Raw genomic sequence first — 26,404 nt, forward strand, 5'->3', positions numbered from 1 at the left:
CACCGGCCGGCGGGCCGGTCAGCCGATCGCCAGCAGGGCCGCCCGCTCGGCCTTCTGCACATGCTCGATGGCCAGCCGCCGGGCGGCCTCCGGGTCACCGGCGGTGAGCGCCTCGAGCAGCCCGAGGTGCTCGGTCCAGGAGTGCGGGGCGCGCTCCTCGGCACTCAGCCGGAACACCCAGCGGACCCGCCACATCACCGGCCGGACCATCTCGGTGAGCAGCAGATTCCCTGTCAGGGCGACGATTCCGGCGTGGAACTCGGAGTTCAACCGGCCCACCGAGGTGACATCACCCGACTCGGTGGCCAGCCGGGCCTCGGCCAGCACCCCCTGCAGCGCATCGACGGTGACCTCACCGGCGGCGACCCGGCCGGCGGCCAGCTCGGCCGCCATCCCCTCCAGGCCCGCGCGTACCTGGAACAGGTCGGTCACACTCTGCGCATCCAGGGTGGCGACCACCACACCCCGGCGCGGTACGGTGACGACGAAGCCCTCGCTCTCCAGCACCCGGATCGCCTCGCGGACCGGATTGCGGGAGACGCCGAGCTGCTCGGCCAACTGGTGCTCCACCAGCCGTGCGCCGGGTGCCAGCTCCCGATCGGTGATCCGGCGCCGCAGCTCGTCCGCGACCTGGGTCCGCAGCGGGATGTGGGCGGCTCCCAGGTTGATCGCCGCCGAAGAACGCTCCACGCTGTACACGGTATACCGCACGGCCGAGTGTTGGCAGGAGGTCTGATGAAGAAGGTGTTCGCCGCCATCACCCGATGGCTCGACCCCTATGTGCTGGTGCTGCTCGGTGTGGTGCTGCTGGCCGCGGTGCTCCCCGCCCGCGGGGCCGCCGTCGCACCCACCGAGTGGGCCGCCGACATCGCGGTGATGTTCCTGTTCTTCCTCTACGGCGCGCGGCTGTCCACCGAGGAGACCCGCGACGGCTTCCGGCACTGGCGGCTGCACCTGCTGGTGCTCGGCTTCACCTTCGTGCTCTTCCCGATCGTCGGCTGGGTGCTGTCCACCGCGACCAGCCCGCTGCTCTCCCCGACGCTGGCCGGCGGCCTGCTCTTCCTGTCGCTGCTGCCCTCCACCGTGCAGTCCTCGGTCGCGTTCACCTCGATGGCCCGGGGCAATGTCGCCGCCTCGATCTGTGCGGCCTCGTTCTCGAATCTGCTCGGTGTGCTGATCACCCCACTGCTGGTGGCGCTGCTGATGGGGGCGCACACCACGATCAGCCTGGACACCGTCTGGAAGCTGCTGCTGCAACTGGTGCTGCCCTTCGCGGTCGGTCAGCTGCTGCACAAGCCGCTCAAGGGATTCCTGACCAGGAACAAGAAGATCATCTCCAAGACCGACCGGTTGGCGATCCTGCTGGTCGTCTACACCGCCTTCAGTGCCGGCATGCGGGAAGACATGTGGTCGCGGATCTCCGGCTGGCAGCTGCTCGCCCTGCTGGTCGTCAACGGGATCCTGCTGGCCGCGGTGATGACCGCCACCATGCTGATCAGCAAGGCCCTCGGCTTCTCCTGGCCGGACCGGATCGCGATCGTCTTCGCCGGTTCGAAGAAGTCGATGGCGTCGGGGCTGCCGATGGCCAAGGTGCTCTTCCCCGCCGACCAGGTCGGCATCATGGTGCTGCCGCTGATGCTGTTCCACCAGTTGCAACTGATCGTCTGCGCCCAGCTGGCGCGCCGCTGGTCCAAGCTGCCCGAGGAGCCGGTACGCGCGGGGGTCGAGAAATAGCCCTTTCATCTCGACACGGCCGCCATTGCTCCGCTTCGCTACGCATGGCGGCCTACTCGATGAGCGGGGTGGCGGCACCGTAGCTTTGGACCGGTGACCGACGAACTGCGGCTCAGCGTGCCCGACCCCGAACGCAGCTGGCGACGCGTCGAGCTGGCGTACCACCTGGACCTCGACCTGCCGACCCGCTTCCGGCGCATCCGGACCGGCTGGGCGCTGCGGATGCCGACACCGCCGCTGGACCGGCTCGACTACACGCTGCGGGTCACCGATGCCGCCGGGGCCGAGCAGACCATCCCCGATCCGGGCAATCCGCGGGTCGCCGGCGGGAGCTTCGGGCCGAGCTCCTGGCTGCCGATCGGGGCGTACGCCGAACCGGCCTGGCTGGCGGCCGAGGAACCGGCCCAGCACCTGGAGCACTGGGGGCTGAGTGACACCGCGGCCGGCGAGCTGACCGCCCGCGTCTGGTCCCCGGCGAGCAGCCGCCCCGGTGACGACCTGCCGATGCTGCTGGTGCACGACGGGCCGGAGCTCGCGGCCCATGCCGCGCTCACCCGCTTCGTCGGCACGCTCGGTCACCCACTTCGGGTCGTGCTGCTCGACCCGGGCCCGGACCGCGACCAGCGCTACAGCGCCGATGAGGCGTACGCCGCCGTGCTCGCGGAGGCCGTCGGGGTGCTGCGGCAGCGCTGGCCGAGCAGTCGGAAACCGGTGCTCGCCGGCGCCAGCCTCGGTGCGCTGGCCGCGCTGCACGCCGCCTGGCGCCACCCCGGCACCTTCGCCGGTCTCTGGCTGGCCTCGGGGTCCTTCTTCAGCCCCGACACCGATCCGGGTGAACAGGGGTACGCCCACTTCCCGCGGATCGCCGGGTTCACCGCCGAGATCGCCGCGGCCGAGGCCCTGCCGGATCTGGGTGCGGTGACGATGGTCTGCGGCACCGCGGAGGAGAACCTGGCCAACAACGAGCTGCTCCGCGATCGGTTGCGCGGGCTCGGTGCGGGTGGCGACCGGGGTGTCGGCTGGGGGACCGCCCGGCAGGGGCACACCACCAGTTGCTGGCGCGACCTGTTCGACCCGCACCTGCGGGAACTGTTGGCGACCGCCTGGGGCTGCTAGACATGGCCCAGGAGGCAACGATGACTACCGAACGGCACCACCTGATCGGCCTACTGCTCGGAGCGGAGGAGGACTGGCCGCAGGCGTTCGAGGCGCTGCTGCCCAAGCTCGGCCCGCTGACCGGCGCGGACGGCGTACGCCACCGGATCGAATCCGAGCGGCTCACCATCGAACCCTTCGACCTCACCCAGCCGGTGCGCACCGATCTGGTCATCGACCGACTGGCGCACTGGTACTACGTGCCGCGGGAGTGGTTGAAGAAGGCATCGCTGATGAACGGCACCTACCTGCTGAACAGCCCGTTCACCTTTCAGGCGATGGAGAAGCACAGCGCCTACTGCGCGATGCTGCGGCTCGGGCTGAAGGTGCCGCGGACGATCCTGGTGCCCTACAAGAACCCGGTCGACAACGTGCGCTGGGCCTACACCTCGGCGAAGTACAACCTGCCCTTCGACCTTGATCAGATCGCCGATGATCTTGGTTATCCGCTCTACATGAAGCCCTTCGACGGTGGCGGTTGGCGCGGCGTGTCCCGGGTCGACAACCGCGACGACCTGCACCGGGCGTACGACGCCTCCGGTGAGATGCTGATGCACCTGCAGGCCACCGTCGACTACGACGTCTTCGCCCGGGCGCTGTCCATCGGGCCGGAGACGATGGTGATGGACTTCCGGCCCGAGAACCCGATGCACGAGCGGTACCAGGTCAACCACCAGTTCCTGTCCGCGAAGGCCGGGCACGAGGTCGCCGCGATCAGCCGGATCGTGAACGCCTTCTTCGGCTGGGAGTTCAACTCCGCGGAGATGCTGGTCGCCGGCGACGAGGTCTATCCGATCGACTACGCCAACGCCTGCCCCGATGTGGCGGTGACCAGCCTGCACTACTACTTCCCGTGGGCGATGACCGCGCTGCTGCGCTGGTCGGCCTACTGCCTGGTCTCCGGGCGGAGGGCCAGCGTAGACCTGCACACCGACGACTATTTCAAGATCGCCGACGATCCGGCGCTGGACTACTCGGCGAAGCTCGAGGCCTATCTGGAGCTCGCCGACGCGCAGCTCGACGCCGACCGCTACTGGACCTGGTGCGACCAGCACCTGGCCCACCTGCCCGAAGCCGTGCACGACTGGTTCGCCAGCCCCGGTTTCGACCGGATCCTGGTGGAGACGGTACGCAGCACCTATCCCGAGCACGAGTGGCCCAAATTTCTTGATCATTTCCGGGGTCTGGTGAGTGCCTGGGTCCATGATCAAGAGGCCCGGCCGGCGAGCTGATCCGCTCATCGAGCAGGTCGCGCAGGGACCTCATCCGCTCATCGAGTAGGTCGCGCAGCGACCGTGTCGAGATGAGGGGGTTGCGGGTTCATCTCGACACGCGATCCATTGCTCCGCTGCGCTCCGCATGGCTCGCTACTCGATGAACGTGAAAGAGGGGCGCTGCCTTCCGCATGGCTCGCGACTCGATGAGCGGGGATCGGGCGCGGGGCGCGAGCCGACAACTAGTCGTACTGGTACAGGTTTCGCGCCTGCATGATGTTGATCAAGGAATCCGCGTAGGTGGGGTCGGTCGCGTACCCGGCGGCCTGCAGGGCGCGGGCGAAACCGTCGGGGTCGTTGGTGCGGGTGAAGGCGGGGGCGTAGCGGGAGTTGGCGCGCAGGAAGGCACCGTAGTCCCGCGCGGAGTCGGCCATCGAGGCATAGCTGCGGAAGCTCTCGGTGGCCGGCACCTGCTTGCCGTTCACCCACTCGGTGGTGGGCCGGTCCGCACAGTCGAAGCTGACCGGGGAGCGTACCTGCCGGAAACACTTGATCCCGTAGTAGTTGTTGCCGGGCGCCGAATGCCCATAGCCCGTCTCCTGCGCCGACTGCGCCATGCTGACCGCCGCCGGTACGCCGAACTCGGCCTGGGTGGCGCGGGCCTGCGGGGCCAGCGCCTCGAAGAACTGGTCGGCCTCGCTGACCGCCGGGCCGGTCCGCGGACCGGTCATCAGGGTCTCCCAGGTCGCCTGGTCGACGGTCCCGCTGACCGTCAGTCCGCGCGCGTCCTGCAGTGCGCGGACCGCCTGCTCGGTGGCCTGGTCGAAGTCACCCTGCACCGGTACCGGCTGACCCTGCAGCCCGAGCAGCGTCTGCGCGGCCTTCACCCGGAACCGCCGCTGGTAGGGCGCGTCGGTGCCGACCGGTTCGCCACCCAGTGCGCTCAGCGTGTCGGCGTGGGCGATGCCGTCGACGCGCAACCCGTTGCCCTGCTGGTACGCCCGCAGCGCGGCCGTGGTCTGGGTGGCGAAGTTGCCGGTGACGCTGACGTCGTTGCCGGCATCGACGAGCAGGTACTGCAGCGCGGTCACCCGCAGCCCGGTGTCCCCGGCGCGCAGGCTGGTCTGCTGGTCGGTCCGCCAGTTCAGCGCGAGCACGACCCCGGTGATCAGCAGGGTCAGCGCCAGCAGCAGCGCGATCAGACATCCCCAGCGCGGGCGACGACGGGGGGAGGTCTGGGGCACGAGCACCGAGCCTACCTGCGGCGTACCAGCCGGAAAGCCCCGCGACGGGCCGTCGGCCCCCTAGACTCACCTCGCGTGGACATCCTCGACTATGCGGCGGTCACCCATCGCGGGGTGGTGAAGCCGGTCAACGAGGACAGCATTCTCGCCGCCAGCCCCGTCTTCGTGGTCGCCGACGGCATCTCCGGCTCCAACCGCGGCGACATCGCCAGCGGCATGGTCGTGCAGGAGTTCGCCGGGCTGGTTGATCGGCACGGGGTCGCGCCGGAGCTGGTCGCCGAGACCCTGACCCGGGCGCACGAGGCGGTGCTGGCGGCCCAGCGCCGCGACCACCACGACTCGGCCACCACCGCCTGCGGCGCGATCGGCATGCGGATGGGCGAGGTGGCGTACTGGATCATCTTCAACATCGGCGACTCCCGCGTCTATCGGATCACCGGCACCGGTCGCCATCTGGCCCAGGTGAGCGTCGACCACTCGCACGTGCAGGAGCTGATCGAGGCCGGGGTGATCACCGCCGAGGAGGCCGAGCGGCACCCGGATCGGCACGTGATCACCCGTGCGGTCGGTGCGGCGGACCAGTTCCGGCCGGACTACTGGCTGGTGCCGATGGTGAACGGGGACCGGCTGCTGCTCTGCTCCGACGGGCTGCTCCGCGACGCCCCGCTGGCCGAGGTCGCGGCGATCGCCTGCGCCGAGAACGAGGCCGAGGATGCGGTACGCCGGCTGCTGGAGCTGGCATTGGGTGCGGGGGCCCGTGACAATGTGTCGATTATCGTTGTCGACGTGCACTCACAGCCGAATGGCACACCGGAATCGGGACGGGAGTTTGGATGAGCGAGCAGATCGGCCTCTGGCGGGCGACCTACACTCCCGGACGGTGGGTGGTGCTCGGCGGACCCACCTCGCTGGTGATCATGCAACCCGCCCCCGCCCGGGCGTCCGCCATGGTCAACAGTTTCTGGGATGTGGTGGTCGCCGCCGATTCGATCGACGATCTGGTGGAGAAGTTCGCCGCCTTCAAGGTCGATCAGATGCCGAGCTTCGGCGCCTTCTTCTGGGCCGAGGGGCAGTTGCGCTCGTTGGTCCGCGGCAAGATCAAGGTCGTCGACCTGGCCTCCGGTGACGTCGTCGCCAACGGTGCCGGGGTACGCACCTGGTCCGAGGCCGGTCTGGGCGATGTCCGCCAGGTGCAGATCGCGATGGAGGAGGTCGACCAGGACGAGTTGCTGCAGCTCCCGCTGGTGGTCGGTGCGGTCACCGCCTCGGTGATCCAGCTCGACGCCACCGACGACGCGAAGGTCAGCAGCCCGCAGGTGGCCGTCCCGGCGCCGGCGGTCGGTGGAACCGCCGCCGCGCGGACCGGGGACGGGTCGGATGCCCAGGAGGGCGGCCCGAAGACGGAGTTGATGAGCACCGACGAGGTCGGCGATGGCGCCGACCGGTCCCCGGAGCAGCTGGTCGCCAGCCTGTTCTCCGGCAGCCGGGAACCGTCGGCCGACCGCACCCTGGACATGGAGCCGGACTCGGCGCCGGCCGCGTCCGCCGCCGAGCCGGCCGGTTCGAGCGCGGTCGGATCGGGTGCCGGCCGGGGCCAGCAGCAGGAGGAGAAACCGGCGATCAACGCCGTGCCGGGATTCGGCCGCGACACCGCGGGTGCCGCCGGTGCGGGTGGTGGCCTGGCGGCCGGTGCGGCCGCTGCCGGTCTGGGGGCCGCGGCCGGGGCGGCCGGAGCCGGATTCGCCGGGCAGCAACCGCCCCCGGCGCCGCCGGCGCCGAACGTTCCGCAGCCGCCGGCCCCGGCACCCTACGGGCAGGGGTTCGGTACGCCGCAGGGCGGCCAGGGACCGCAGGGTTACCAGGGCCAGCCCGGGCAGCCCGGTCAGCAGGGGCCCAATCAGCCCGGCCAGCAGGGTCCCGGTGGCCAGCAGCCCGGGTACCCGCCGGGTTATCCGCAGCCCGGTCAACAGCAGGGGCCGGGGCAGCCGGCGTACGGCGTCCCGCAGGGGCAGAACCAGCAGAACCAGCCCTACCCGCCGGGGTTCGCACCGCAGCAACAGCCGGGCGGCCAGCAACCGGGTGGTCAGCAGCCCTATCCGCAGGGTTTCGTGGGGCAGCAGCAGTACGCCGGGCAGCCCGGTCCGCAGGGGCCGGGCCAGGGACGGCCGGGCCCGCAGGGACCGGGGCAGCAGCCCCAGCAGCCCCCGCAGCAGTCCGATCCCTATGGTGGCGGTGACGGCGCCGATGGGGAGTCGCTGGTGCTGGCGGTGAACTGCACCCAGGGTCACCCGAACCCGCCCGAGGCGCAGCGCTGCCGCCGCTGCGGCAACCCCGTCCAGGGGCCGCAGCATCTGGTGCAGCGACCGGTGATGGCGTTGCTCAAGCCGAGCCACGGGCAGCCGGTGGAGGTCGACCGGACCGTGCTGATCGGCCGTTCCCCGCAGGCCAATCGGGTCGCCCGGGAACGCCTGCCGCGGCTGCTCACGGTGCCCAGCCCGAGCCACGACATCTCCCGGACCCACGTCCAGGTCAGCCCCGAGGGCTGGGATCTGCTGGCGACCGATCTGCACTCGACCAACGGCACCGCGCTGATCCGCCCCGGCCACCCGGAACCGGAACGACTCACTCCGGGCGAACCGGTGCCGGTCTATCCCGGTTGCGTCCTCGACCTCGGCGACGGGGTGACGATCCTGGTCGATCACGCACCCTGATCGGGTCCCCCACGGCCGAGCTCGGCGCCGATGATCGCGCCGCCGGCGGTGAACATCGCGCCGCCGAGCACGAGCAACGCCGCGGTCTGCCACACCGGCAGGCCCGGTACGGCGGTGACCAGCAGCGCGCCGAAGAGCCAACCGGTGGCCGACCGCCCGACAATGGCCGCCCACAGCAGCTGGCGCCGGATCTCCGGCTCGTCGGTGATCCGCCACAATCCGTACGCCGCAGCGGCGGCGCTCAGCGCGGCGACCGGGATCAGCAGCCAGGCGGAGCGGTAGGCCGCGAACAACCCGGCCAGCATCACCAGCAGCCCGACGCCGAGCAGTGCTGCCGAGACCAGCAGCGTCGTGCGCAGCCCGTGCCGCAGCACGAAGGTCCGTTTGCCGACGGTCTCGTCGCCGCGGACATCGCGCAGATCCTTGAGCATCAACCGGCCGGCGAACATCGCATACAGTCCGGCGATCGTCACCAGCGCCGCGACGCTCGGCCGCGGGAATCCGGCCAGCGCCCAGGCATAGGTCGCCGGCACCAGCACATAACCCACCGGCAGCACCGCCTGGGCGATCCCGCCGCGCCCGGTCAGCCGCACCGGGCGTACCGAATAGCCGTGGTTGAGCGCCAGCATCGGCGGCAGGGCCAGCAGCAGCCACGGTGAGACCAGCGCGGTCAGCGCCGTCAGCCCGGCGGCCAGCACGATCGTCACCGCGATCAGCTGCCGCCGGGTCGTGGTGCCGTTCACCAGCGGCCGCTGGTCGGCCTGGGGATGGTCGGCGAAGTTGATCCGGTCGGTGTCCAGGTCGGTCAGGTCGTTCACCGCGACCGCGTGGGCGTACCAGCAGAGCAGCGCCAGGATCGCCGCGGCCATCGGCAGCACCGCGACCCTGGTGGGTGCGAACAGGCTGAGCAGGAACCCGCCCTGGGCGAGGATCAGCACCGCGGTGCTCGGCCGGATCAGTTGGCGGAGCAGGTCGGCGGCGGTGCGTACGCCCGACAGGGCCGCGGTCAGTGCGGATTCGCGGCGGGCGCCGGTCACCGGGGTCAGTAGCATTTCGAGCCTCCCGGTTGGGCGCAGGCGATCGAGCTCGCCGCGGAGCTGAAGGCGAGCGCGAAGACGGCGGCGCCGAAGAACAGCGAGAGCGCGGCACCGGCGATACCGAACAGCAGGACCGCCGATCGCCCCCAGCCGGAGCCCAGTTCGGCGGCGGGGCCCTGATGGCCGGCGGTGCGGAGCACCCGTTGCCCCGCCCGCAGGCCGAACAGTCCGCCAACGATCAGCGTGGTCACCAGCAGCGCGGTGAGGATCGACAATCCGTAGAGCAGGACGAATACGAACGGCAGATCGCCGATGCCGCGGCGGAACGCGTCGGTGACGGTCAGCGCCCCGTGGTCCTGGCGGGCCGCGAGCAGGCTGGCCAGCAGGGGCAGCGCGATCAGTGCGACGATCAGGATGGCGGCGGTGCTCAGCCCCGCCCGCACCTGTGCCCGCCGGCGACGGTGCTGCATCTCCTCCAGCAGTTGGACGCCCGGCCCGTCCCGGACGAGCACCTGCCTGGCACTTTCCCAGGCCGCGCGGGTGCTGCGGGCCAGCAGCAGATAGCCGACGAGCAGCACCACCGACGGCAGGACCTGGGTGATCAGCAGCAACTCCATCGGTGCCCTTTCGATCGCGGCCGGAAACGCGAAGCGGCCCCCACCCTACGAAAGGTGGGGGCCGCTGGGCGCTTGATCAGCGGTTGCTGCTCAGTTGCCGGTCTTGGCCAGGCCGCCGGTGGTGTCCTTGGTCGGCGGGGCGGTCGGCTTCTTGGTGGTCGACGGCGCCTTGGTCGGCGACTTGGTCGCGGTCTTGGTCGCGGTCGGCGACTTGGTCGGGGTCGCGGTGCCCGAGGACTGCGGCTTCAGGTACAGGGCCGCGGACTCGTAGACGCCGGAGGTGTCGTCGTAGGCCAGCTCCACGTTGAAGTTCGGGTTGTCGCTCCAGCCCGAGGGCAGCGGCACGGAGAAGGCGAACTTGCCGTTGGCGTCGGTGGTGCCGGCGCCGAGCATCTTGCCGCGCTTGCCCGTGCTGTAGTCGTAGATCGCAATGGTGCGGTTCGCCAGCGGCGCGCCGGCCTCGGTGTAGAGGGTGCCGCGCGAATCCAGGGTGGTGCTGGAGTCGTAGAGACGCTGGTAGGTCGGGACGGTGCCGTCCTTGCCGGCCTCATCGCGGAACTCGGTGGCGATGAGCTGCTTGGGGTTGCCGGGCTTCGCGGTCGGGCTCTTCGTCGGCGTGGCGGTGGCAGTCGGAGCCGCGTTGGCACCGGTCGCGATGGCAGCGGCGCCGCCAAAGCCGAGGGCGACGGACAGAGCGGCAGCGGCTACGCGCTTGCTGTGGGTGGTCACGTGGTGGCCTCTTTCAAGGTGATCTTTGGGCGTGAGCACGTTGGAGGCCGTGCCACGACCCCCGAGTGTCATGGTGTTCACAGGCTAAACACAGGTAGGGGAGATTCTCAACTGGTTCTCAGCAGACAGTCGGGATTTGTTCCGATTCCCCGCCAGTTGTGACCAGACTCACACCGCTTCGACGGGTGGCTCCGCTGCCACCTCCGCCCCGTAGCATGCCGTCGGGTGCGCTGCGCCCGGCCGATACCGGCCCGAGTCGGGCGAGGGGAGTGAGCATGCGGGTACGCCCGGGGCTCCGCCGACTCCCGGCCCTGATCGTCGGCCTGCTCGGCCTGGCCCTGGTGGCCGCCGCGGTGATCGTGCCCAGCTCACCCGCCGCCGAGGTCCGCCTCAACGACGGCTCGGTGCTGGTCACCAACTCCGCCCGCGCGCTGATCGGCCGGCTGAACCACGAGATCGACCGCTTCGCCACCTCGGTGTCGATGGTGAACCGCGACTTCGACGTGCTCCAGGACGGCCGCAACGCGCTCAGCCGGGACCGGGACGCCAACCAGCTGCAGGCCATCGACGCCGCCCAGTCCCGTCTCGGTACGCCGATGATCGTGCCCGCCAACGCCACCGTCGCCCTCGGCAACGAGACCGTCGCGATCGTCAACCCCACCAACGGCCGGATGTGGGCCCGGCCGCTGTCGGGCATCTTCGCCGTCGACACCATCAAGTCCCGCTCCGATGTCGACCTCGGCCCCGGCGGGACCGCCACGGTCACCACGGCCGGACAGGCCATCGGCCTCTCCCTGGAACGCGGTGAACTGGTCCGGCCCGGACTCGATGAGAAGCCGGTCGAGGTGCCGTTCCCGCTGTCGGTCACCGACGGCGTACAGCTCTCGGCGGTCGGTGACCGCGCCGTCGTGCTCAACCAGGCCACCCGGCAGCTCTGGATCGAGGGCAGCAACCCGGTCCAGATCACCGACGCCGACTCCGCCCTGCTCGCCCCGCCGGTCGCCGACGACGAACGCGTCCGGATCACCGAGACCGGGCTGATCCCCAGGCAGCGCACCCTCGACGCGGTGTACGCCACCCGGTCCGGTCTGCAGGGTGTCAGCGGCGGTTCGGTGCGCCAACTCGTCCCCGGTTCGGCCGGTGCCCCGATCCGGCCGATCGTCGCCGGCGGCTGTGCCTACGGTGGGTTTGTCGCCGGTCCGGTGCAGATCGCGCAGGCCTGCGGCACCGGTGAACCCGGCGTACGCCCGCTGCCTGACTTCGCCGGTGATCCCGACAGCCTGGTGCTGCGCCGCAACCGCGACATCGCCGTTCTCAACGACACCAGCAACGGCGCGGTCTGGCTGCTGGACAAGAACCTGAAGAAGGTCTCCGAGTGGGACCAGGTGGTGCCGCCGAAGCCGACCGAGGGCAAGGACAACACCACCGAGCAGAGCCAGCAGGTGCCACCGCAGCGCAGTGACGCGAACCGGCCACCGACCGCCCGCGACGACCAGCTCTCCGCCCGCGCCGGCCGGGCCACGGTGCTGCCGGTGCTGGACAACGACTCCGATCCCGACGGCGACATCCTCACCGTGCTCGGCCCGCCGGAGATCCCGGTCGGCCAGCTCGCCCTGGTCCGCGGCGGCACCACCCTGCAGGTCACCCTGCCCGCCGACGCCCCCCGCCAGGTGTCCTTCGACTACACGATTTCCGACGGCCGCGGCGGCCGGGCCACCGCCCGGGTCACCCTGGAGGTGCTGCCCGCCGATCAGGCCGCCTCGAACCGGCCACCGGTGCTGCGGCCGGGCCGCGACGAACCGATCGACGTGCCGCTCGGCGGCCGCGAGGAGCGCCGCGTCCTGCTGGACTGGGCCGACCCGGACGGCGACGACCTGATCCTGGTCAAGGCCACCGCGCCCGGTGATGACGAGGTCACCTTCTCCCCCGACGGCACCCTGACCTACACCGACGTCGGCACCCGGCCCGGCCGCAAGGAGATCGAACTGGAGATCTCCGACGGGATGGCGACCACCCGCGGCGTACTCGTGGTGAACGCCCGCAAGCCCGCCGACGTCGCCCCGGTCGCCAACGGTGACTACGTCTCCGCCAGCGCCGGTGAGGACGTGGTGATCCGCCCGATGCTGAACGACACCGGTGCCAACCTCACCCTGTCGGCGGTCGACCAGGTCCGCGGTGCTCGGATCAGCCCCGACTTCCGCGCCGGCAGCTTCACCTTCAACGCCCCCGCCCCCGGCACCTACTACGTCGGTTACACGATCTCCAACGGCCCGCGCGCCACCGGTCTGGTCCGGGTCGACGTCGCCGAACCCGCGGTCCGGAACCGGCCACCGATCGCCGCCCGCGATGTCGCCCTGCTGCCCGCCGGCGGCACCGTCGAGGTCGACCCACTCGCCAACGACGAGGATCCCGACGGTGACGTGCTCGCGCTGCAGTCGGTCAGCACCAGCCCGGAGCTGACCGTGCGGATGCAGCAGCGCCGCGGTCTGACGATCAGCGCCGAGAACACCCCGGAGCGCCCGGTCACCCTCACCTACACCGTCTCCGACGGCCAGTCCCAGGTCACCGGCACGCTGGTCGTGGTGCCGGCACCGGCGGTCACCGACACCCGGCCGATCGCCGCCGGCGACGAGGCCACCGTCCGCGCCGGGGACCAGGTCAGCGTCCCGGTGCTCGCCAACGACACCTCACCGGTCGGCATGCGGCTCACCCTCGATCGCGAGCTGCCCGAACAGCCCAGCCCGGCCGTCGCCTGGACCGACGGGGAGAACGTCCGCTTCATCGCCCCGCAGGTGCCCGGTGAATACCGCGCGGTCTACCGGATCCGCGACGAGCAGGGCCAGGAGGCCTCCGCCCAGGTCCGGTTCGTGGTGGTCGCGGACGATGTCGAGAACACCCCGCCGGAGCCGCGGCCGGTGGAGGGCCGGGTGCTCGCCGGCTCCACCGGCCGGATCCTGGTTCCCTTGCAGGGCATCGATCCGCAGGGCGATGCGGTACGCCTCATCGGCATCGATTCCGGGCCGAAGCTGGGCCGGGTGGTCACCGTGGGCGAACGCTGGCTGGAATACGAGGCGTACCCCGATTCGCGCGGCACCGACTCCTTCAGCTACGCCGTCACCGACGCCCGCGGGGCCCGCGCGGTCGGCGAGATCCGCGTCGGCGTGGTCCCCCGCGGGGCCGCCAACACCGCCCCGGTCACCGGGGAGGACCAGGTGACCGCCAAGCCCGGCCGCCGGGTCCGGGTGCCGGTGCTCGGCAACGACTCTGATCCCGACGGGGACCGGTTCGGGTTCGCCGAGCAGGCCTTGCAGTTCCCGCGCGAGATGGACGCCGCGCTGAGCGGAGACCTGATCGAGCTCAGTGTGCCGGCCACCCCTGGTACCAGCCAGGGCCAGTACGCGGTCGTCGACACCCGCGGCGCCGACGCCACCGGCACCGTCGTCGTCACCTCCGACCCGAACGCCCCGGCCGCCCCGCCGACCGCCCGCGACGACATCGTCTCCGCCGCCGCGGTCGCCCGGGAGACCGAGATCGCCGTCCCGGTGCTCGCCAACGACATCGACCCCGACGGCGACCTGAAACTCGCCCAGCTCTCCCTGCCGGACGCCGACCAGGCACCCGCCGAGCTGCGGCCGCGGGTGGTCGGCGACCGGATCCAGGTCACGGTCGGGCCGACGATGCAGCAGATCCGCTACGGCGTCACCGACTCCGACGGGCTCACCGCCTACGGCGTGACCACCGTCCCCGGCCGCGCCGACTCGGTCCCGGCCCGGCTCCCCGGTGTGCCCGACCCGGTCGTCGTCGCCGGTGAGAGCCTGGATCTGCCGCTGGAGAAATATGTGATCGGCACCGGCGGCAAGGACGTCACGCTGACCTCCGAGGACCGGATCTGGGCCACCCGCGGCGAGTTGCAGCCGCTGGATCTGCGCAAGCTGCGGTTCACCGCGCTGGCCACCCAGCCCGGCCCCACCGCGGTCGCGTTCGAGGTGACCGACGGCCGCAACTCCTCCGATCCCGAGGGTCGGCGTACCGTGATCCAGATCCCGATCACCGTGCTGCCGAAGGCCCCGGACAAACCGCAGGCCGAGCAGCAGAAGCAGGAGCTGAACCAGCCGCCGATCGCCCAGCCGGTGACGCTCACCGTCGGTGCCGGCGAGGAGCCGAAGACCATCGACCTGCGCCGCTCGGTCACCGACCCCGAGGGTGAGGAGGTGGTGCTGTCGAAGTTCACCGGCGAGGTGCCCGACGGCATCCAGGTCAGCGGGGACAGCACCAACACCAAGGTCACCGCCCGTGCCGAACTGACCACCGCCCCCGGGACCACCGCCCGGCTGCGTGCCGAGGCGAAGGACACCAACGGAAACACCACCCCGGTGGAGATCACCGTCGCCGTGGTGTCCTCGGCCCGGCCGCGGGCCAAGGCCCTCGATGATGTGGTGCCGAACGCCAATCAGGGCCAGCAGGTGACGGTGCCGGTGCTCGCCAACGACGCCAATCCGTTCGCCGACCGCGGCCCGCTGGTGCTCACCGCGGCCACCGTGGAATCCGGCAGCGGCCAGGCGCAGATGCTCGATGACAAGGTGCAGATCACCCCGGCCGCGGACTTCGTCGGCACGATGGTGGTCCGCTACCAGGTCGAGGACGCGACCAAGGATCCGAGCCGCCGGGTCGAGGGCCGGGTCCGGTTGACCGTCCGCGGCAAACCGAACAGGCCCGGCGTACCTCGAGCCGGCGAGGTCGGTGACCAGCGTGCGGTGCTGACCTGGAGCGCACCGGCCGACAACGGTGCCAAGATCTCCGGCTACCGGCTGACCGCCACCGCGGCCGACGGCCAGCAGCGCGCCACCGACTGCCGGGCCACCACCTGCACGGTCACCGGGCTGACCAACAACGTGGCCTACACCTTCACCGTGACCGCCCGCAACGAGGTCGGCGACTCGGTGGCCTCCGGCGCCTCGGCGGTGGTACGCCCGGATGTGCGGCCCGATCCGCCGGGCCAGCCGACCACCCGCTTCGGCAACAGGTCGGCCACCCTGAGCTGGGCGGCGGCGAACACCCGCGGGTCGGCGGTGAACCGTTACGTCGTGCAGGTCACCGGGCCCAGCGGGTTGCAGACCCGGCAGGTCAGCGGTTCCACCACCCAACTGGTCTGGGACGGGCTGACCAACGGTGCCAGCTACCGCTTCCGGGTGCAGGCGTTCAACTCCGCACCGAACGGCTCGGAGTTCTCGCCCTGGTCGGAGGCGATGAAGCCGGCCGCGCCGCCGTCGGCGCCGCGCAATGTCACCGCCAGCGACTCCGGTGGGGTGCTCGGCCAGCAGGTCACGATCAGTTGGCAGGCACCGGCCGCCACCAACGGCGACGAGATCGACAACTATGTGGTGTACGCCAACGGGCAGAAGATCGGCGACGCCGGCCGCACCACCCGCAAGCAGTTCACGCTGACCAACGGGCAGGCGTACAGCTTCACCGTCGTCGCCCACAACAAGGCCGGCGACTCCCCGCCCAGCAACGCCACCGAACCGTTCACCCCCTACGGCGCGCCCGGGCAGGCGGCGAAACCGCAGCTCACCGCCGGCGACGGGGTGGTCCGCGCCGCGCCGTTCAGCGCCCAGGCCAACGGCGGCAACATCACCCGCTGGAAGGTCAAGGTCAACAACGATCCCGAGGGCCAGATCTCGGCCGCCGAGGGCACCCGGGGCTGGTCGTTCAAGGCGGTCAACGGCCGCAATTACCAGCTGTTCGTCGCGGCCTGTTCGGGGGAGAAGTGCGGCCAGTGGAGCGAGGTGTCCAACCGGGTCAATCCGGCCGGCCCGCCCGGCCAGGTACCGGTCGGGGCGCAGGGTTACCAGGGCCGGGTCGGGCTGTCCTGGGACTCCACCAAGGCGAATGCCAACGGCCGGCCGATCACCCAGACCGAGATCCGGATCGACAACGGCCCTTGGCAGAAGGTGGACGCCGCCGGCAGTCGCAGCATCGCGTCCCGGCCGGGTGAGGTGCACCGGATCGAGGCCCGGGCCAGCAACGAGGTCGGCACGGGCCCGGTGAGCTCCGGCCAGGCCGCCGCGCGCTGAGCTGGAGAGGAGTCGGGATGCGCCCGGCCCTCGCGTACCCCAGAATGGACCCCGCCCGACCCCGACCCAGTGAAAACAGAGGTGGCACCCCGATGGAGATGACGGTCGAACAGGCGCGCTGGTACGCCGAGACCTTCGCCTCGCTGGTCGCCAATGTGGAGCGGGTGATCGTCGGCAAGACCGACACGGTGCGGCTGTCGGTGACCTGCCTGCTCGCCCAGGGCCATCTGCTGCTCGAGGACGCCCCGGGGACCGGCAAGACCACCCTGGCCCGCGGGCTGGCACAGACCGTGCAGGGCGGGCACAACCGGATCCAGTTCACCCCCGACCTGCTGCCCTCCGACGTCACCGGGGTGACGATCTATGACCAGAAGACGCAGAAGTTCGAGTTCCACAAGGGGCCGGTGTTCACCTCGATCCTGCTCGCCGACGAGATCAACCGGGCCTCGCCGAAGACCCAGTCGGCGCTGCTGGAGGTGATGGAGGAGTCCCGGGTCACCGTCGACGGCACCACCCATCAGGTGCCGGATCCGTTCATGGTGATCGCCACCCAGAACCCGATCGAGCAGGCCGGCACCTATCGGCTGCCGGAGGCGCAGCTGGACCGGTTCCTGATGAAGACCACCCTCGGTCCGCCGGATCGTCAGCACACCGTGCAGATCCTGGCCACCGGCGGTACCCGGCCGCGGTCCACCCCGCTGCAGCCGGTGATCGCCGCCCACGCGGTGGTCGAGATGCAGACCCTCGGCCAGCAGGTCTATGTCGACGGGTCGGTGCTCGACTATGTGGCCCGGTTGCTGGAGTCCTCCCGCGAGCTTCCCGAGGTACGCCTCGGCGCGTCCGTCCGCGGCGGGCTGGCGCTGATCCGCGCCGCCCGGATCCGGGCCGCCTCCCAGGGCCGGCACTTCGTGGTACCCGACGACGTGAAGGCGCTCGCCGTGCCGTGCCTGGCGCATCGGGTGATCCTCGACCCGGAGGCCGAGTTCAACGGCGCCAGCGGTGAGGGTGTGCTGCAGCAGGTGCTCGCCCAGGTGCCGCCGCCGACGGAGCGCAAGCAGGCCTGAGATGTGGGGCCGACTGACCAGGCTGGGCCGCCGAACCGGGTTGACGGCGGCCGGTGGCTGGTTGCTGCTCGCGGTGCTGCTGCTCGGTCTGTCCGGGTGGCTGCTGGGCTGGCTGGAGTTCCGGCTCGCCGCGGTCGCCGGGGCGGTGCTGCTGCTGGTCGCGGTGCTGTTCAGCCTGGGCCGGCAGGCGTACGCCATCCGGCTCGATCTGGCCGGCAATCGGGTGGTCGTCGGCGAACCGGCGCAGGGCCGGCTGCTGGTCGGCAACACCAGTTCCGGGCGGATCCTGCCCAGCCGGATCGACCTGCCCGTCGGCCCGCGGACCGCCTCCCTGGGCGTACCGTCACTGGCTGGCCGCGCCACCCACACCGAGGTGTTCACCCTGCCCACCGAACGCCGCGCCCGGTTGGTCGTCGGCCCGGCCCGCAGCGTGCGCGCCGACCCGTTCTCGCTGTTCGCGCGGACCGTGACCTGGACGGGCACGGAGGAACTCTTCGTGCACCCGCGCACGGTCCGGTTGGCCGGTCGGCGCGGTGGCTTCGTCCGCGACCTGGAGGGGCACAGCACCGACGAACTCTCCACCTCCGATGTCTCCTTCCATGCCCTGCGGGACTACGTGTCCGGCGATGACCGGCGGCACGTGCACTGGCGTTCCAGCGCCCGCGCCCAGAAGCTGCTGGTCCGCCAGTTCACCGAGACCCGACGCTCCGTGGTCGCGGTGGGGCTGGATCTGGCGGTCGGTTCCTGGGGTGCTGCGGACGAGGTCGACGGGGTCGACGAGTTCGAGGACGGGGTGTCGGTGATCGCCTCGCTCGGCCTGGAGGCGCTCGCCGAGGAGAACCCGCTGGTCGCCGTCGCCGGTGAGGACGAACTCGCTGCTGCCACCCGGACCAGCCTGCTCGACGCCCTCAGCGGCGTGGCGCCCACGTCGGCTGAGCGAGTCCCCACCACGTCGGCTGAGCGAGCGAGGAACGAGCGAGTCGAAGCCACGCGGGGAGCCGGCGTCGCGGACCTCGCCCGTCGGGTTCTGCGCGCCGCCCCGGGTGCCTCGGTGGTCTGGCTGGTCACCGGCTCCGCGGTCGATCCGACCGATCTGCGCCGCGCGGCCGCTGTCTTCGGCCCCGATGTCCGCGTACTCGGCGTCCGCCTGGCGCCGCTCGAGCCGCTGCTGGTGCGGACCGCCGGCCGGGTCACCACGATCAACCTGCCCGGCCTCGAGCAGCTCGGCGCCGCGCTGCGACGGGCGGTGGCGCAGTGAGCCGATTGGGCTGGCGCCCGGGGAACCGCCTGCTGGGGTTGCGTCCGTTGCTCGTCGACGTCGGCGCGATGCTGCTGCTCGCGGTCTTCGCGACGCTGACCTTCACCCCGACCTATGGCCCCGCCGCCTGGCGGGCGGCGCTCGGCGGGGCGCTGCTCGGGATCGCCGTCGGGTTGTTCGCACTGCGCGTCCGGCTGCCCGGCTGGGCCACCGCGCTGGCCGCCCTGCTGGCGTACCTGGTCTTCGGCGGCGCGCTCGCCATGCCCAGCACCGCGACACTGCGGGTGCTGCCCAACCCGGAGGTGCTCGCCGCGCTGTTGCGCGGGCTGGTGCAGGCCTGGAAATCCACCCTGACCGTCGACCCGCCGATCGGGGAGACCGGGGCGCTGCTGACCGTCCCACTGGTCGCCACGCTGGCCGCCGGCGTGCTCTCGGTACGCCTGGCCCGCGGCCGGGTCGAAGGGCTGGCCTGGCTGCCCTGGGTGATCGCCGCGATCATCGGCATCCTGTTCGGCCTGCGGACCGCCGTCACACCGGCCCCGATCGCGCTCGGCCTGCTGCTGGTCACGCTGGTCTGGACCGCGCTGCAGCGCGCCCGGGCCCGCCGCGGTGTGCTCCGGCAGGCCGATGAGGTGACCCGGCCCGATCTGGTCGGCCGGTTGCTGCCGTTGGGCGCCGGGGCGCTGGTGCTGGCGCTCGCCGGCGGGTCCGCGCTGCTCGCGCTGCCGGCGCTGCAGCCGCTGGGGCCGCGGTTGGTGCTGCGGGATCTGGTGCAGCCGCCGCTGGATGTGCACGCCTGGCCGAGCCCGCTGCAGGGCTTCCGCGCCAACGCGGTGGACCGCGCCGAACAGACCGTGCTGACCGTCGACGGGCTGCCCGCCGGGGCCCGGATCCGGGTCGCCACCCTCGATGTCTGGGACGGCGTCACCTACAACGTCTCCGACGACCCCGCCGCCACCGACGGCGGCACCTTCCGCCGGATCGGGGACCGGGTGGGCGATCCGGCGGCCGGGCAGGCGGCCGAGGTGCGGGTGACCGCCGAGGCGTACCAGGACGTCTGGGTGCCGACCGTCGGCGACACCACCGCCGTCGCCTTCACCGGGGCCGGCGACCGCGGCGCCGCGCTGAAGGAGAACTTCTTCCTGAATCGCGCCACCGGCACCGCGCTGACCACCCGCGGCCTGCGGCCCGGTGACCAGGTCACCCTGCAGGCGGTGCTGCCCCAGACCCCGACCCCGGATCGGATCGGCGCCGCCTCCGCCGCCGAGGCCTCGCTGCCGACCGGGGCACCGCTGCCCGACCAGCTCACCGACCGGCTCGGCCTGTGGACCGCGGGCGCCGGCTCGGACGCGCAGGCGGTGAACCAGATCGTCAGCCGGCTGCGGCAGGGTTACTACAGCAACGGCACCGACTATCCGTCGCTGCCGGGCCATTCGGCGTACCGGATCGAGCGGCTGTTCGCCGATGAGGTGATGGTCGGCGATGAGGAGCAGTACGCCGTGGCGATGGCGTTGCTGGTGCGCGAGGCCGGGATGCCGGCGCGGGTGGTGTATGGGTTCGCGCCCGACCCGTCGGCTGGCGGGCAGGGTCCGGTCGCGGTGAAGGGGTCGGACGTGTCGGCCTGGGTCGAGGTGAAGTACGAGGGGATCGGCTGGGTGGGCTACCAACCGTCGCCGCCGAAGAACCGCAAGCCACCGGCCCGCAACAACCCCGATCCGGGTGAACTGCGGCCGCAGGTGGAGAACCCGCCCCCGCCGCCGGAACGGCCGGAGAAGCTGCCGCCGGACGAGACCGACCCGGTCCCGCCGAAGGACCAGGAACAGCCGCGGCGGCCGTTCGACCTGGCCGCCAACCTGCCCTGGCTCCTCGGCGCCGGAATCCCGCTGCTGGTGCTCGTGCTGCCCGCCGCCGCGATCGTCGGTGCGAAACTGCGCCGCCGCCGCAACCGCCGGTTGGCGCGCAGTCCGGTGTCGCGGGTCTCCGGCGGCTGGGCCGAGGTGCTCGACCGCTCCCGCGACCTCGGCGTACCGGTGCACGCCTCGCTGACCCGACGCGAGGCCGCCGACGTGCTCGACGACCGCTTCGCCCGCGCCAGCGACGGCCGCGGCGCCCCCGGCCAGCTCGCCTGGCGCGCCGACGCCTCGGTCTTCGGCACCGGTACGCCGACGGTGCGGCAGGCGGAGGAATACTGGATCGGCGTCCGTGACGTGGTACGCGGGATGGCCCGCTCCCGCCCCTGGCCCCGCCGCCTGCTCGCCGCCCTCTCCCTGCGCTCCCTCCGCCGAAACGCTCCCTGAGCGAGCGAGGTACGAGCGAGACGAAGGGACACGGTCCTCGAGCAGGGCGCCCCGCGCCGAACCCCCCGGTCCTCGAGTAGGGCGCCCCGCGCCCGTGTCGAGAGGACCCCCATTTCCACGGTCCTCGAGTAGGGCGCCCCGCGCCCGTGTCGAGAGGACCCCACTGCCGCGCATGGCGTACGACTCGATGAGCGGTAGATTTGGCTCGCGATGACTGTCAGCCAAGCGCCCGGGGGGCCCGCCGTGGCGATCCGACCAGGCGGGCTGTTCTCGCGTTTCCTTTCCTGCATGGTCGATTCGGTGATCCCGGTGCTGGCGATCACCGGCTGCTGGTTGGCGCTGGCCCGTCTCCAGCCGGGGTCGCGGTTGTCGCTGGTCGCGATCATGCTGACCGCCCTGGTGGTGCTCGGCTGGGGCGTCTACGTCTGGTGGTGCGGTGCCGAACGCGCGGCCACCCCGGGGATGCGGCTGCTGGAACTCGAGGTGGTCGACCTGAAGACCGGTGGGCACGTCGGATGGGGTCGGTTCTTCGCCCGCTGCTTCGTCTTCGGCCTGCTCTCGGCGACCGGGATCGGGCTGATCCTGATGCTGATCTTCCTGGTGCTGGACAGCCATCAGCGCGGCTGGCACGACCGTGCCGCCGGTGCCATCGTGATCAACCGGCCGGAGGTGGCCCGCGACGAGCACGGCGACCCGACCGGCGGCGCCGAGGTCCGCGGCCCGCGTACCAACACCGTCGCGCTGCCCGCGCACCTGACCGGTGCCACCAGCTTCAAGCCCACCGGGACCGCCGGCCTGGGCATCCAGCAGCCCGGTACGCCGCAGCAGCCACCACCCCATCAGCCCGCGCCGACGCAGCCGCCCCCGCCGGCCCACCAGCCCCCGCAGCAACCCCGGCAGCCGATCCAGCAGGTGCCCGGGTCACGCCCGCCGCAGTTCGGCGAGACGCCGTGGGGTGACCACCGGCCCGCCGGGCAGTCCGGTTGGCAGCCGCCGCAGATGCTCCCCGAGCAGCCGCCGACCGCCACCGCCGACCCCGATGCCGATGCCGACAAGACTGTGCTGCGTCCGAAGGGCAGCGGCCCGGCCCCGGCGCCGACCGCGAGCTGGTCGGTCACCCTTGCCGACGGCCGGGCGTACCAGCTCCGGCCCGCGGTGCTGATCGGCCGCAATCCCGACCCGCGGGAGGGCCAGCAGGCCGAACTGGTCACGATGAACGACGAGACCCGCACGGTGTCGAAGAACCACCTGCTGGTCGGTGTCGACGAGCAGGGGCCGTTCGTGGTCGACCTCGGCTCCCGCAACGGCTCCGGCATCCGCGCCGCGCACGGCGGTTTCAACCGGATCCCGGTGGGGGAGAAGGTACGCCTCGGCCCCGGCGCGGTGGTCAGCTTCGGCGAGCAGCGCCTCGAACTCCACGCCGGCTGAGCTCACGCTCATCGAGTAGGCCGCCATGCGCAGCGAAGCGGAGCTGTGGCGGCCGTGTCGAGATGTGAGGGGCAGGTTCCTGCGCCGGGAACGGTGGGCTCAGCCAACGCGCCCGCTGCGATAACCTGCGGCCATGCTGCTCTCCGACCGCGACATCCGGGCCCGCGTCGATGCCGGTGACATCGCCCTGGCTCCGTGGGAGCCGGAGATGGTCCAGCCCTCCAGCGTGGATGTCCGGCTGGACCGGATGTTCCGCGTCTTCGAGAACCACCGCTACCCGCACATCGACCCGGCCGAGGACCAGCCCGAGCTGACCCGCCTGGTCGAGCCCAGCGGCGACGACCCGTTCATCCTGCATCCCGGTGAGTTCGTGCTGGGCTCCACCTTCGAGGTGGTCACCCTGCCGAACGACGTCGCGGCCCGGCTGGAGGGCAAGTCCTCCCTCGGCCGGCTCGGGCTGCTCACCCACTCCACCGCCGGCTTCATCGACCCCGGCTTCTCCGGCCATGTGACGCTCGAGCTGTCCAACATGGCGACCCTGCCGATCAAGCTGTGGCCCGGGATGAAGATCGGGCAGCTCTGCTTCTTCCAGCTCTCCTCGGCCGCCGAGCACCCCTACGGCTCCCAGGCCTACGGATCGCGTTACCAGGGCCAGCGCGGCCCCACCCCGAGCCGGTCCCACCTCAACTTCCACCGCACCGAGGTCCGCTGAGTCCCATCTCGACACGCTTCCCGCGGCTCCGCTTGGCTCTGCCGCGGTCCGCTACTCGATGAGCGCGTACGCAGAAATCTGACCGTGACCTGCGCCCAGTGGGTGAGAGATCTCGACATTGCCCGGACACAGGAGAAAGATGCGCCTGTGACCAGTGCAACGACGCCATCGACCAATGCCCCGACCAGCACGGCGCGGGCGATCGGCAACACGATCAAGGGATCGCTCGGCAATCTCGTCGAGTGGTACGACGTGTACACCTACACGGTGTTCGCGACCTACTTCGAGTCGAGCTTCTTCGACCCGGCGGACAAGAACTCGCAGATCTACGTGTACGCGGTGTTCGCGGTCACCTTCTTGATGCGACCGGTCGGCTCCTGGTACTTCGGCCGGTTCGCCGACCGGCACGGCCGGCGTACCGCGCTCACCATCTCGGTGTCGGTGATGGCCGCTGCCTCCTTCGTCATCGCCTGCCTGCCGACCCGCGACACGATCGGTGTCTGGGCGGCGGTGCTGCTGATGTTCTGCCGGCTGATCCAGGGCTTCGCGACCGGCGGTGAATACGGCACCTCGGCGACCTACATGTCCGAGGCCGCGACCCGGGAACGGCGCGGGTTCTTCTCCTCGTTCCAGTACGTGACCCTGGTCGGCGGGCACGTGCTGAGCCAGTTCACGCTGCTGGTCCTCACCTACACGATGTCCCAGGAGGCCCTGCGGGAGTGGGGTTGGCGGATCCCGTTCGCGATCGGCGGGGTGGCCGCACTGATCGTCTTCTGGCTGCGCCGGACGATGGACGAGTCGCTGTCGAGCGAATACCTGGCCGAGGTGAAGGCCGGCGGTGACCGCTCCTCGGGTTCGCTGCGGGAACTGTTCGTGAACTACTGGCGCCCGCTGCTGCTCTGCTTCCTGATCACCATGGGCGGTACGGTCGCGTTCTACACCTATTCGGTGAATGCGCCGGCGATCGTCAAGGCGACCTTCAAGAACAGCCCGACCACCGCGACCTGGCTGAACCTGCTCGGCCTGATCTTCCTGATGTGCCTGCAACCGCTCGGTGGGCTGCTCTCGGACAAGGTGGGTCGCAAGCCGCTGCTGGTCGGCTTCGGGATCGGCGGGTTGTTCTGGACCTACGTGCTGATCACCTTCCTGCCGACCACGACCAATCCGGTGATGTCGTTCCTGCTGGTCGCGGTGGCATACATCATCCTCACCGGCTACACCTCGATCAACGCGATCGTGAAGGCCGAGCTGTTCCCCGCGCACATCCGGGCGCTGGGTGTCGGCCTCGGCTACGGCCTGGCGAACTCGGCCTTCGGCGGCACGGCGCCGCTGATCTACCAGTGGTTCAAGTCGAAGGACATGGTGCCGATCTTCATCGTCTACGTGACCATCGCCATCGCGATCTCGCTGGTGGTCTACATCGTCTTCCTGAAGAACAAGGACGAGACGCATCTGGACCGCGAACAGGGCCATGCCTACGACCGGACCCGTGTCTGAGTCGTGTCCCTGCGGTTCGTCGCGGGGGTACGCCGACTGCTGCGGTCCGCTGCACGACGGGGCGCGGCAGGCGGTGACGGCGGAGGAGTTGATGCGCGCCCGCTACAGCGCGTTCGTCTGCGGCCGCGACGATTTTCTCTTCCGTAGTTGGCATCCGCGGACCCGGCCCGCCGAGGTCGACACCGCCCCGCTGGACTGGCTCGGGTTGGAGATCCTGGCCACCGAGGCCGGCGGCGCCGGAGACGACACCGGCATGGTCGAGTTCATCGCCCGCTACCGGGAACCGGGCGCGCGGACGCCGAGCGCCCTGCACGAGCGCTCCCGCTTCGCCCGCCGCGCCGGCCGCTGGCTCTACCTCGACGGTTGAAACGCTCATCGAGTAGGCCGCTTGCGGCCGGTCTTATCCGCTCATCGAGTAGGCCGCTTGCGGCCGTGTCGAGATGAACCGGCGCGGCGGAGCGCGCGCATCGAGCAGACGGTGACCAGCAGCGACACTCCCGCGAGCAGGGTCATCACGGTGGCTGTCGGTAGCAGCTCGGCCAGAGCCCCGGCGGTCAGCGCGCAGACGCCCTGCATCGCCATCCGGCCGGCACCCTCCACGCCCTGCACCTGGCCGCGGGTGGCGGGTGGGGTGAGCGCCAGGATCCGCTCCTGCAGGGGCAGCGTGCCCGCGAACCCGACCGATGCCACTGCCACCAGCAGTACCGCCGGTGGGATCTCCGGCCGGAACCAGAACAGCAGATAGGGCGCCGCGAGCAGCACCCGGAGCCAACTGCCGAGCCGGGCTCGGCGGCCGCGGGAGAGGAACCGGCCGACGATCAGGTCCCCGCAGAGCATGCCGACGGCAGCGGCGACGAACAACGCCCCGGCCCGCGGCCCGGCATAGGGCACGAAGAGTGCCTCACAGCCGACGATCAGGCCGTTGGGCAGCCAGGCGTTGAGCAGCAGCGGCCGCAGTGCGGGCTGCCGGAACAACCAACGGTTGGTCCGCACCGTCTGCCGCACACCCGGCCGGGTGACCGGCCGGCTGGAGCGGTCGCGTACGCCGGTCAGGATGCCGATCGTCGACAGGGCCAGCACTCCGGCGGTGATCCCGAAGAGGTGCTGCGGGGTGAACCATGCCAGCAGGATCGCCCCGGAACCGAACCCGGCGATCTGCATCGCCCCGGTCGACACGTTCAGCAGCGACCGCGCGGCTGCGTACCCCTCGACCCCGACGGCCTCGGACAACAACCCGTAACGCACCCCGCCCGACACCGACGCGAGCAGACCGGTGAGCAGAACCAACCCGAGGCGTACCCCGACCGGCAGACCGGCCGGCAGTTGGGCGAGCGCACAGAGCGCGGCCGAGGCCTGGCTGAGCGCGAGCACCCGCCGGGGCCGCCCGGTGTCCGCGAGGGACATCAGGGCCGAACCGCCGAGCAGTTGGGCGAGCGTCGGCCCGAACAGGCTGAGGGCGGTGAGCAGCGACGAACCGGTCGCGGTGTTCACCAGGGTCGCCAGCGCCAGTCCGGTGAGGGCGTTCCCGGCGACCAGCGCGGCCGAGCTGGTGAGCAGCGCTCGGACCTCGCCATCGCGCAGCAGTCGGGTGTAGGTGGTCACCGGATGACTGAAACCCGACGGGCCACTCGGG

The 26,404-nt window shown here is 71.3% G+C and carries 19 protein-coding genes; 13 read left to right on the forward strand and 6 right to left on the reverse strand.

Annotated elements, in window-relative coordinates; translation table 11 throughout:
* Nucleotides 1-18 precede the first annotated feature (18 nt).
* Entirely contained in the window at nt 19-690 is a 672-nt protein-coding gene (locus C8D81_RS12910; protein WP_208109270.1) for a GntR family transcriptional regulator, read from the reverse strand.
* 45 nt (nt 691-735) lie between these two features.
* On the opposite strand from C8D81_RS12910, the gene C8D81_RS12915 reads away from it, so the two are divergent.
* From C8D81_RS12915 to C8D81_RS12925, 3 genes are all read left to right on the forward strand, one after another.
* Nucleotides 736-1,734 (forward strand): bile acid:sodium symporter family protein, encoded by a 999-nt coding sequence (locus C8D81_RS12915; protein ID WP_094356657.1) that lies wholly within the window; start codon nt 736-738, stop codon nt 1,732-1,734.
* A gap of 93 nt (nt 1,735-1,827) precedes the next feature.
* Nucleotides 1,828-2,850, forward strand: coding sequence for an alpha/beta hydrolase-fold protein (locus C8D81_RS12920; protein ID WP_094430684.1), 1,023 nt, complete (start codon nt 1,828-1,830; stop codon nt 2,848-2,850).
* Nucleotides 2,851-2,870: 20 nt separating this feature from the next.
* Entirely contained in the window at nt 2,871-4,121 is a 1,251-nt protein-coding gene (locus tag C8D81_RS12925) for an ATP-grasp domain-containing protein (protein WP_094404715.1), read from the forward strand.
* A gap of 224 nt (nt 4,122-4,345) precedes the next feature.
* Here the strand turns inward: C8D81_RS12925 and C8D81_RS12930 are convergent, their stop codons facing one another.
* A complete protein-coding gene (locus tag C8D81_RS12930; RefSeq protein ID WP_166646803.1) occupies nt 4,346-5,347 on the reverse strand; it encodes a glucosaminidase domain-containing protein in 1,002 nt (333 codons plus the stop codon).
* A 75-nt stretch (nt 5,348-5,422) separates the two neighbouring features.
* Here C8D81_RS12930 and C8D81_RS12935 point away from each other — a divergent pair, with 75 nt between their 5' ends.
* Together C8D81_RS12935 and C8D81_RS12940 are read left to right on the forward strand one after the other, a co-directional pair.
* On the forward strand, nt 5,423-6,184 hold the full coding sequence (locus tag C8D81_RS12935; protein ID WP_166646804.1) for a PP2C family protein-serine/threonine phosphatase: 762 nt from the start codon (nt 5,423-5,425) through the stop codon (nt 6,182-6,184).
* Entirely contained in the window at nt 6,181-8,058 is a 1,878-nt protein-coding gene (locus C8D81_RS12940) for an FHA domain-containing protein (RefSeq protein ID WP_094402524.1), read from the forward strand. The genes C8D81_RS12935 and C8D81_RS12940 overlap by 4 nt, the downstream gene beginning before the upstream one ends.
* Here the strand turns inward: C8D81_RS12940 and C8D81_RS12945 are convergent.
* The 3 genes from C8D81_RS12945 to C8D81_RS12955 all read right to left on the reverse strand — a co-directional run bounded on the left by C8D81_RS12945 (nt 8,046) and on the right by C8D81_RS12955 (nt 10,441).
* Nucleotides 8,046-9,110 carry a UbiA family prenyltransferase gene (locus tag C8D81_RS12945; protein WP_133626180.1) on the reverse strand — a complete coding sequence of 355 codons (1,065 nt, stop codon included), beginning with the start codon at nt 9,108-9,110 and terminating at the stop codon, nt 8,046-8,048. The two genes, C8D81_RS12940 and C8D81_RS12945, sit on opposite strands and share 13 nt — an antisense overlap.
* Nucleotides 9,101-9,712 carry a hypothetical protein gene (locus tag C8D81_RS12950; RefSeq protein ID WP_133626181.1) on the reverse strand — a complete coding sequence of 204 codons (612 nt, stop codon included), beginning with the start codon at nt 9,710-9,712 and terminating at the stop codon, nt 9,101-9,103. Before C8D81_RS12950 ends, C8D81_RS12945 begins: the two co-directional genes overlap by 10 nt.
* 90 nt (nt 9,713-9,802) lie before the next feature.
* Nucleotides 9,803-10,441: a hypothetical protein gene (locus tag C8D81_RS12955; protein ID WP_133626182.1), complete on the reverse strand. Its 639-nt coding sequence runs from the start codon at nt 10,439-10,441 to the stop codon at nt 9,803-9,805.
* A gap of 275 nt (nt 10,442-10,716) precedes the next feature.
* Here C8D81_RS12955 and C8D81_RS12960 point away from each other — a divergent pair, with 275 nt between their 5' ends.
* The 8 genes from C8D81_RS12960 to C8D81_RS12995 all read left to right on the forward strand — a co-directional run bounded on the left by C8D81_RS12960 (nt 10,717) and on the right by C8D81_RS12995 (nt 25,138).
* Nucleotides 10,717-16,515 carry a fibronectin type III domain-containing protein gene (locus C8D81_RS12960; RefSeq protein ID WP_133626183.1) on the forward strand — a complete coding sequence of 1,933 codons (5,799 nt, stop codon included), beginning with the start codon at nt 10,717-10,719 and terminating at the stop codon, nt 16,513-16,515.
* Nucleotides 16,516-16,607: 92 nt separating this feature from the next.
* Nucleotides 16,608-17,579 carry an AAA family ATPase gene (locus tag C8D81_RS12965; protein WP_094356647.1) on the forward strand — a complete coding sequence of 324 codons (972 nt, stop codon included), beginning with the start codon at nt 16,608-16,610 and terminating at the stop codon, nt 17,577-17,579.
* Nucleotide 17,580: 1 nt separating this feature from the next.
* Complete coding sequence (locus C8D81_RS12970) at nt 17,581-18,837, forward strand: DUF58 domain-containing protein (RefSeq protein ID WP_094430666.1); 1,257 nt, start codon at nt 17,581-17,583, stop codon at nt 18,835-18,837.
* The gene (locus C8D81_RS12975) at nt 18,834-21,134 is read left to right on the forward strand and encodes a transglutaminase-like domain-containing protein (RefSeq protein WP_094430664.1); all 2,301 of its coding nucleotides are present in this window, start codon (nt 18,834-18,836) and stop codon (nt 21,132-21,134) included. Before C8D81_RS12970 ends, C8D81_RS12975 begins: the two co-directional genes overlap by 4 nt.
* Nucleotides 21,135-21,377: 243 nt before the next feature.
* Nucleotides 21,378-22,562, forward strand: a complete 1,185-nt coding sequence (locus C8D81_RS12980) for an RDD family protein (RefSeq protein WP_166646805.1) — start codon at nt 21,378-21,380, stop codon at nt 22,560-22,562.
* Nucleotides 22,563-22,695: 133 nt separating this feature from the next.
* Nucleotides 22,696-23,274 (forward strand): dCTP deaminase, encoded by a 579-nt coding sequence (dcd, locus tag C8D81_RS12985; RefSeq protein ID WP_094404472.1) that lies wholly within the window; start codon nt 22,696-22,698, stop codon nt 23,272-23,274.
* A gap of 252 nt (nt 23,275-23,526) precedes the next feature.
* The gene (locus C8D81_RS12990; protein ID WP_407644077.1) at nt 23,527-24,771 is read left to right on the forward strand and encodes an MFS transporter; all 1,245 of its coding nucleotides are present in this window, start codon (nt 23,527-23,529) and stop codon (nt 24,769-24,771) included.
* Nucleotides 24,764-25,138 (forward strand): YchJ family protein, encoded by a 375-nt coding sequence (locus C8D81_RS12995; protein ID WP_208109271.1) that lies wholly within the window; start codon nt 24,764-24,766, stop codon nt 25,136-25,138. The genes C8D81_RS12990 and C8D81_RS12995 overlap by 8 nt, the downstream gene beginning before the upstream one ends.
* A gap of 41 nt (nt 25,139-25,179) precedes the next feature.
* Here C8D81_RS12995 and C8D81_RS13000 read toward each other — a convergent pair whose 3' ends face one another.
* Nucleotides 25,180-26,373: an MFS transporter gene (locus tag C8D81_RS13000; protein ID WP_133626186.1), complete on the reverse strand. Its 1,194-nt coding sequence runs from the start codon at nt 26,371-26,373 to the stop codon at nt 25,180-25,182.
* Between the last annotated feature and the right edge of the window lie 31 nt (nt 26,374-26,404).

This window comes from Enemella evansiae (assembly GCF_004362375.1).
Classification (GTDB): domain Bacteria; phylum Actinomycetota; class Actinomycetes; order Propionibacteriales; family Propionibacteriaceae; genus Enemella; species Enemella evansiae.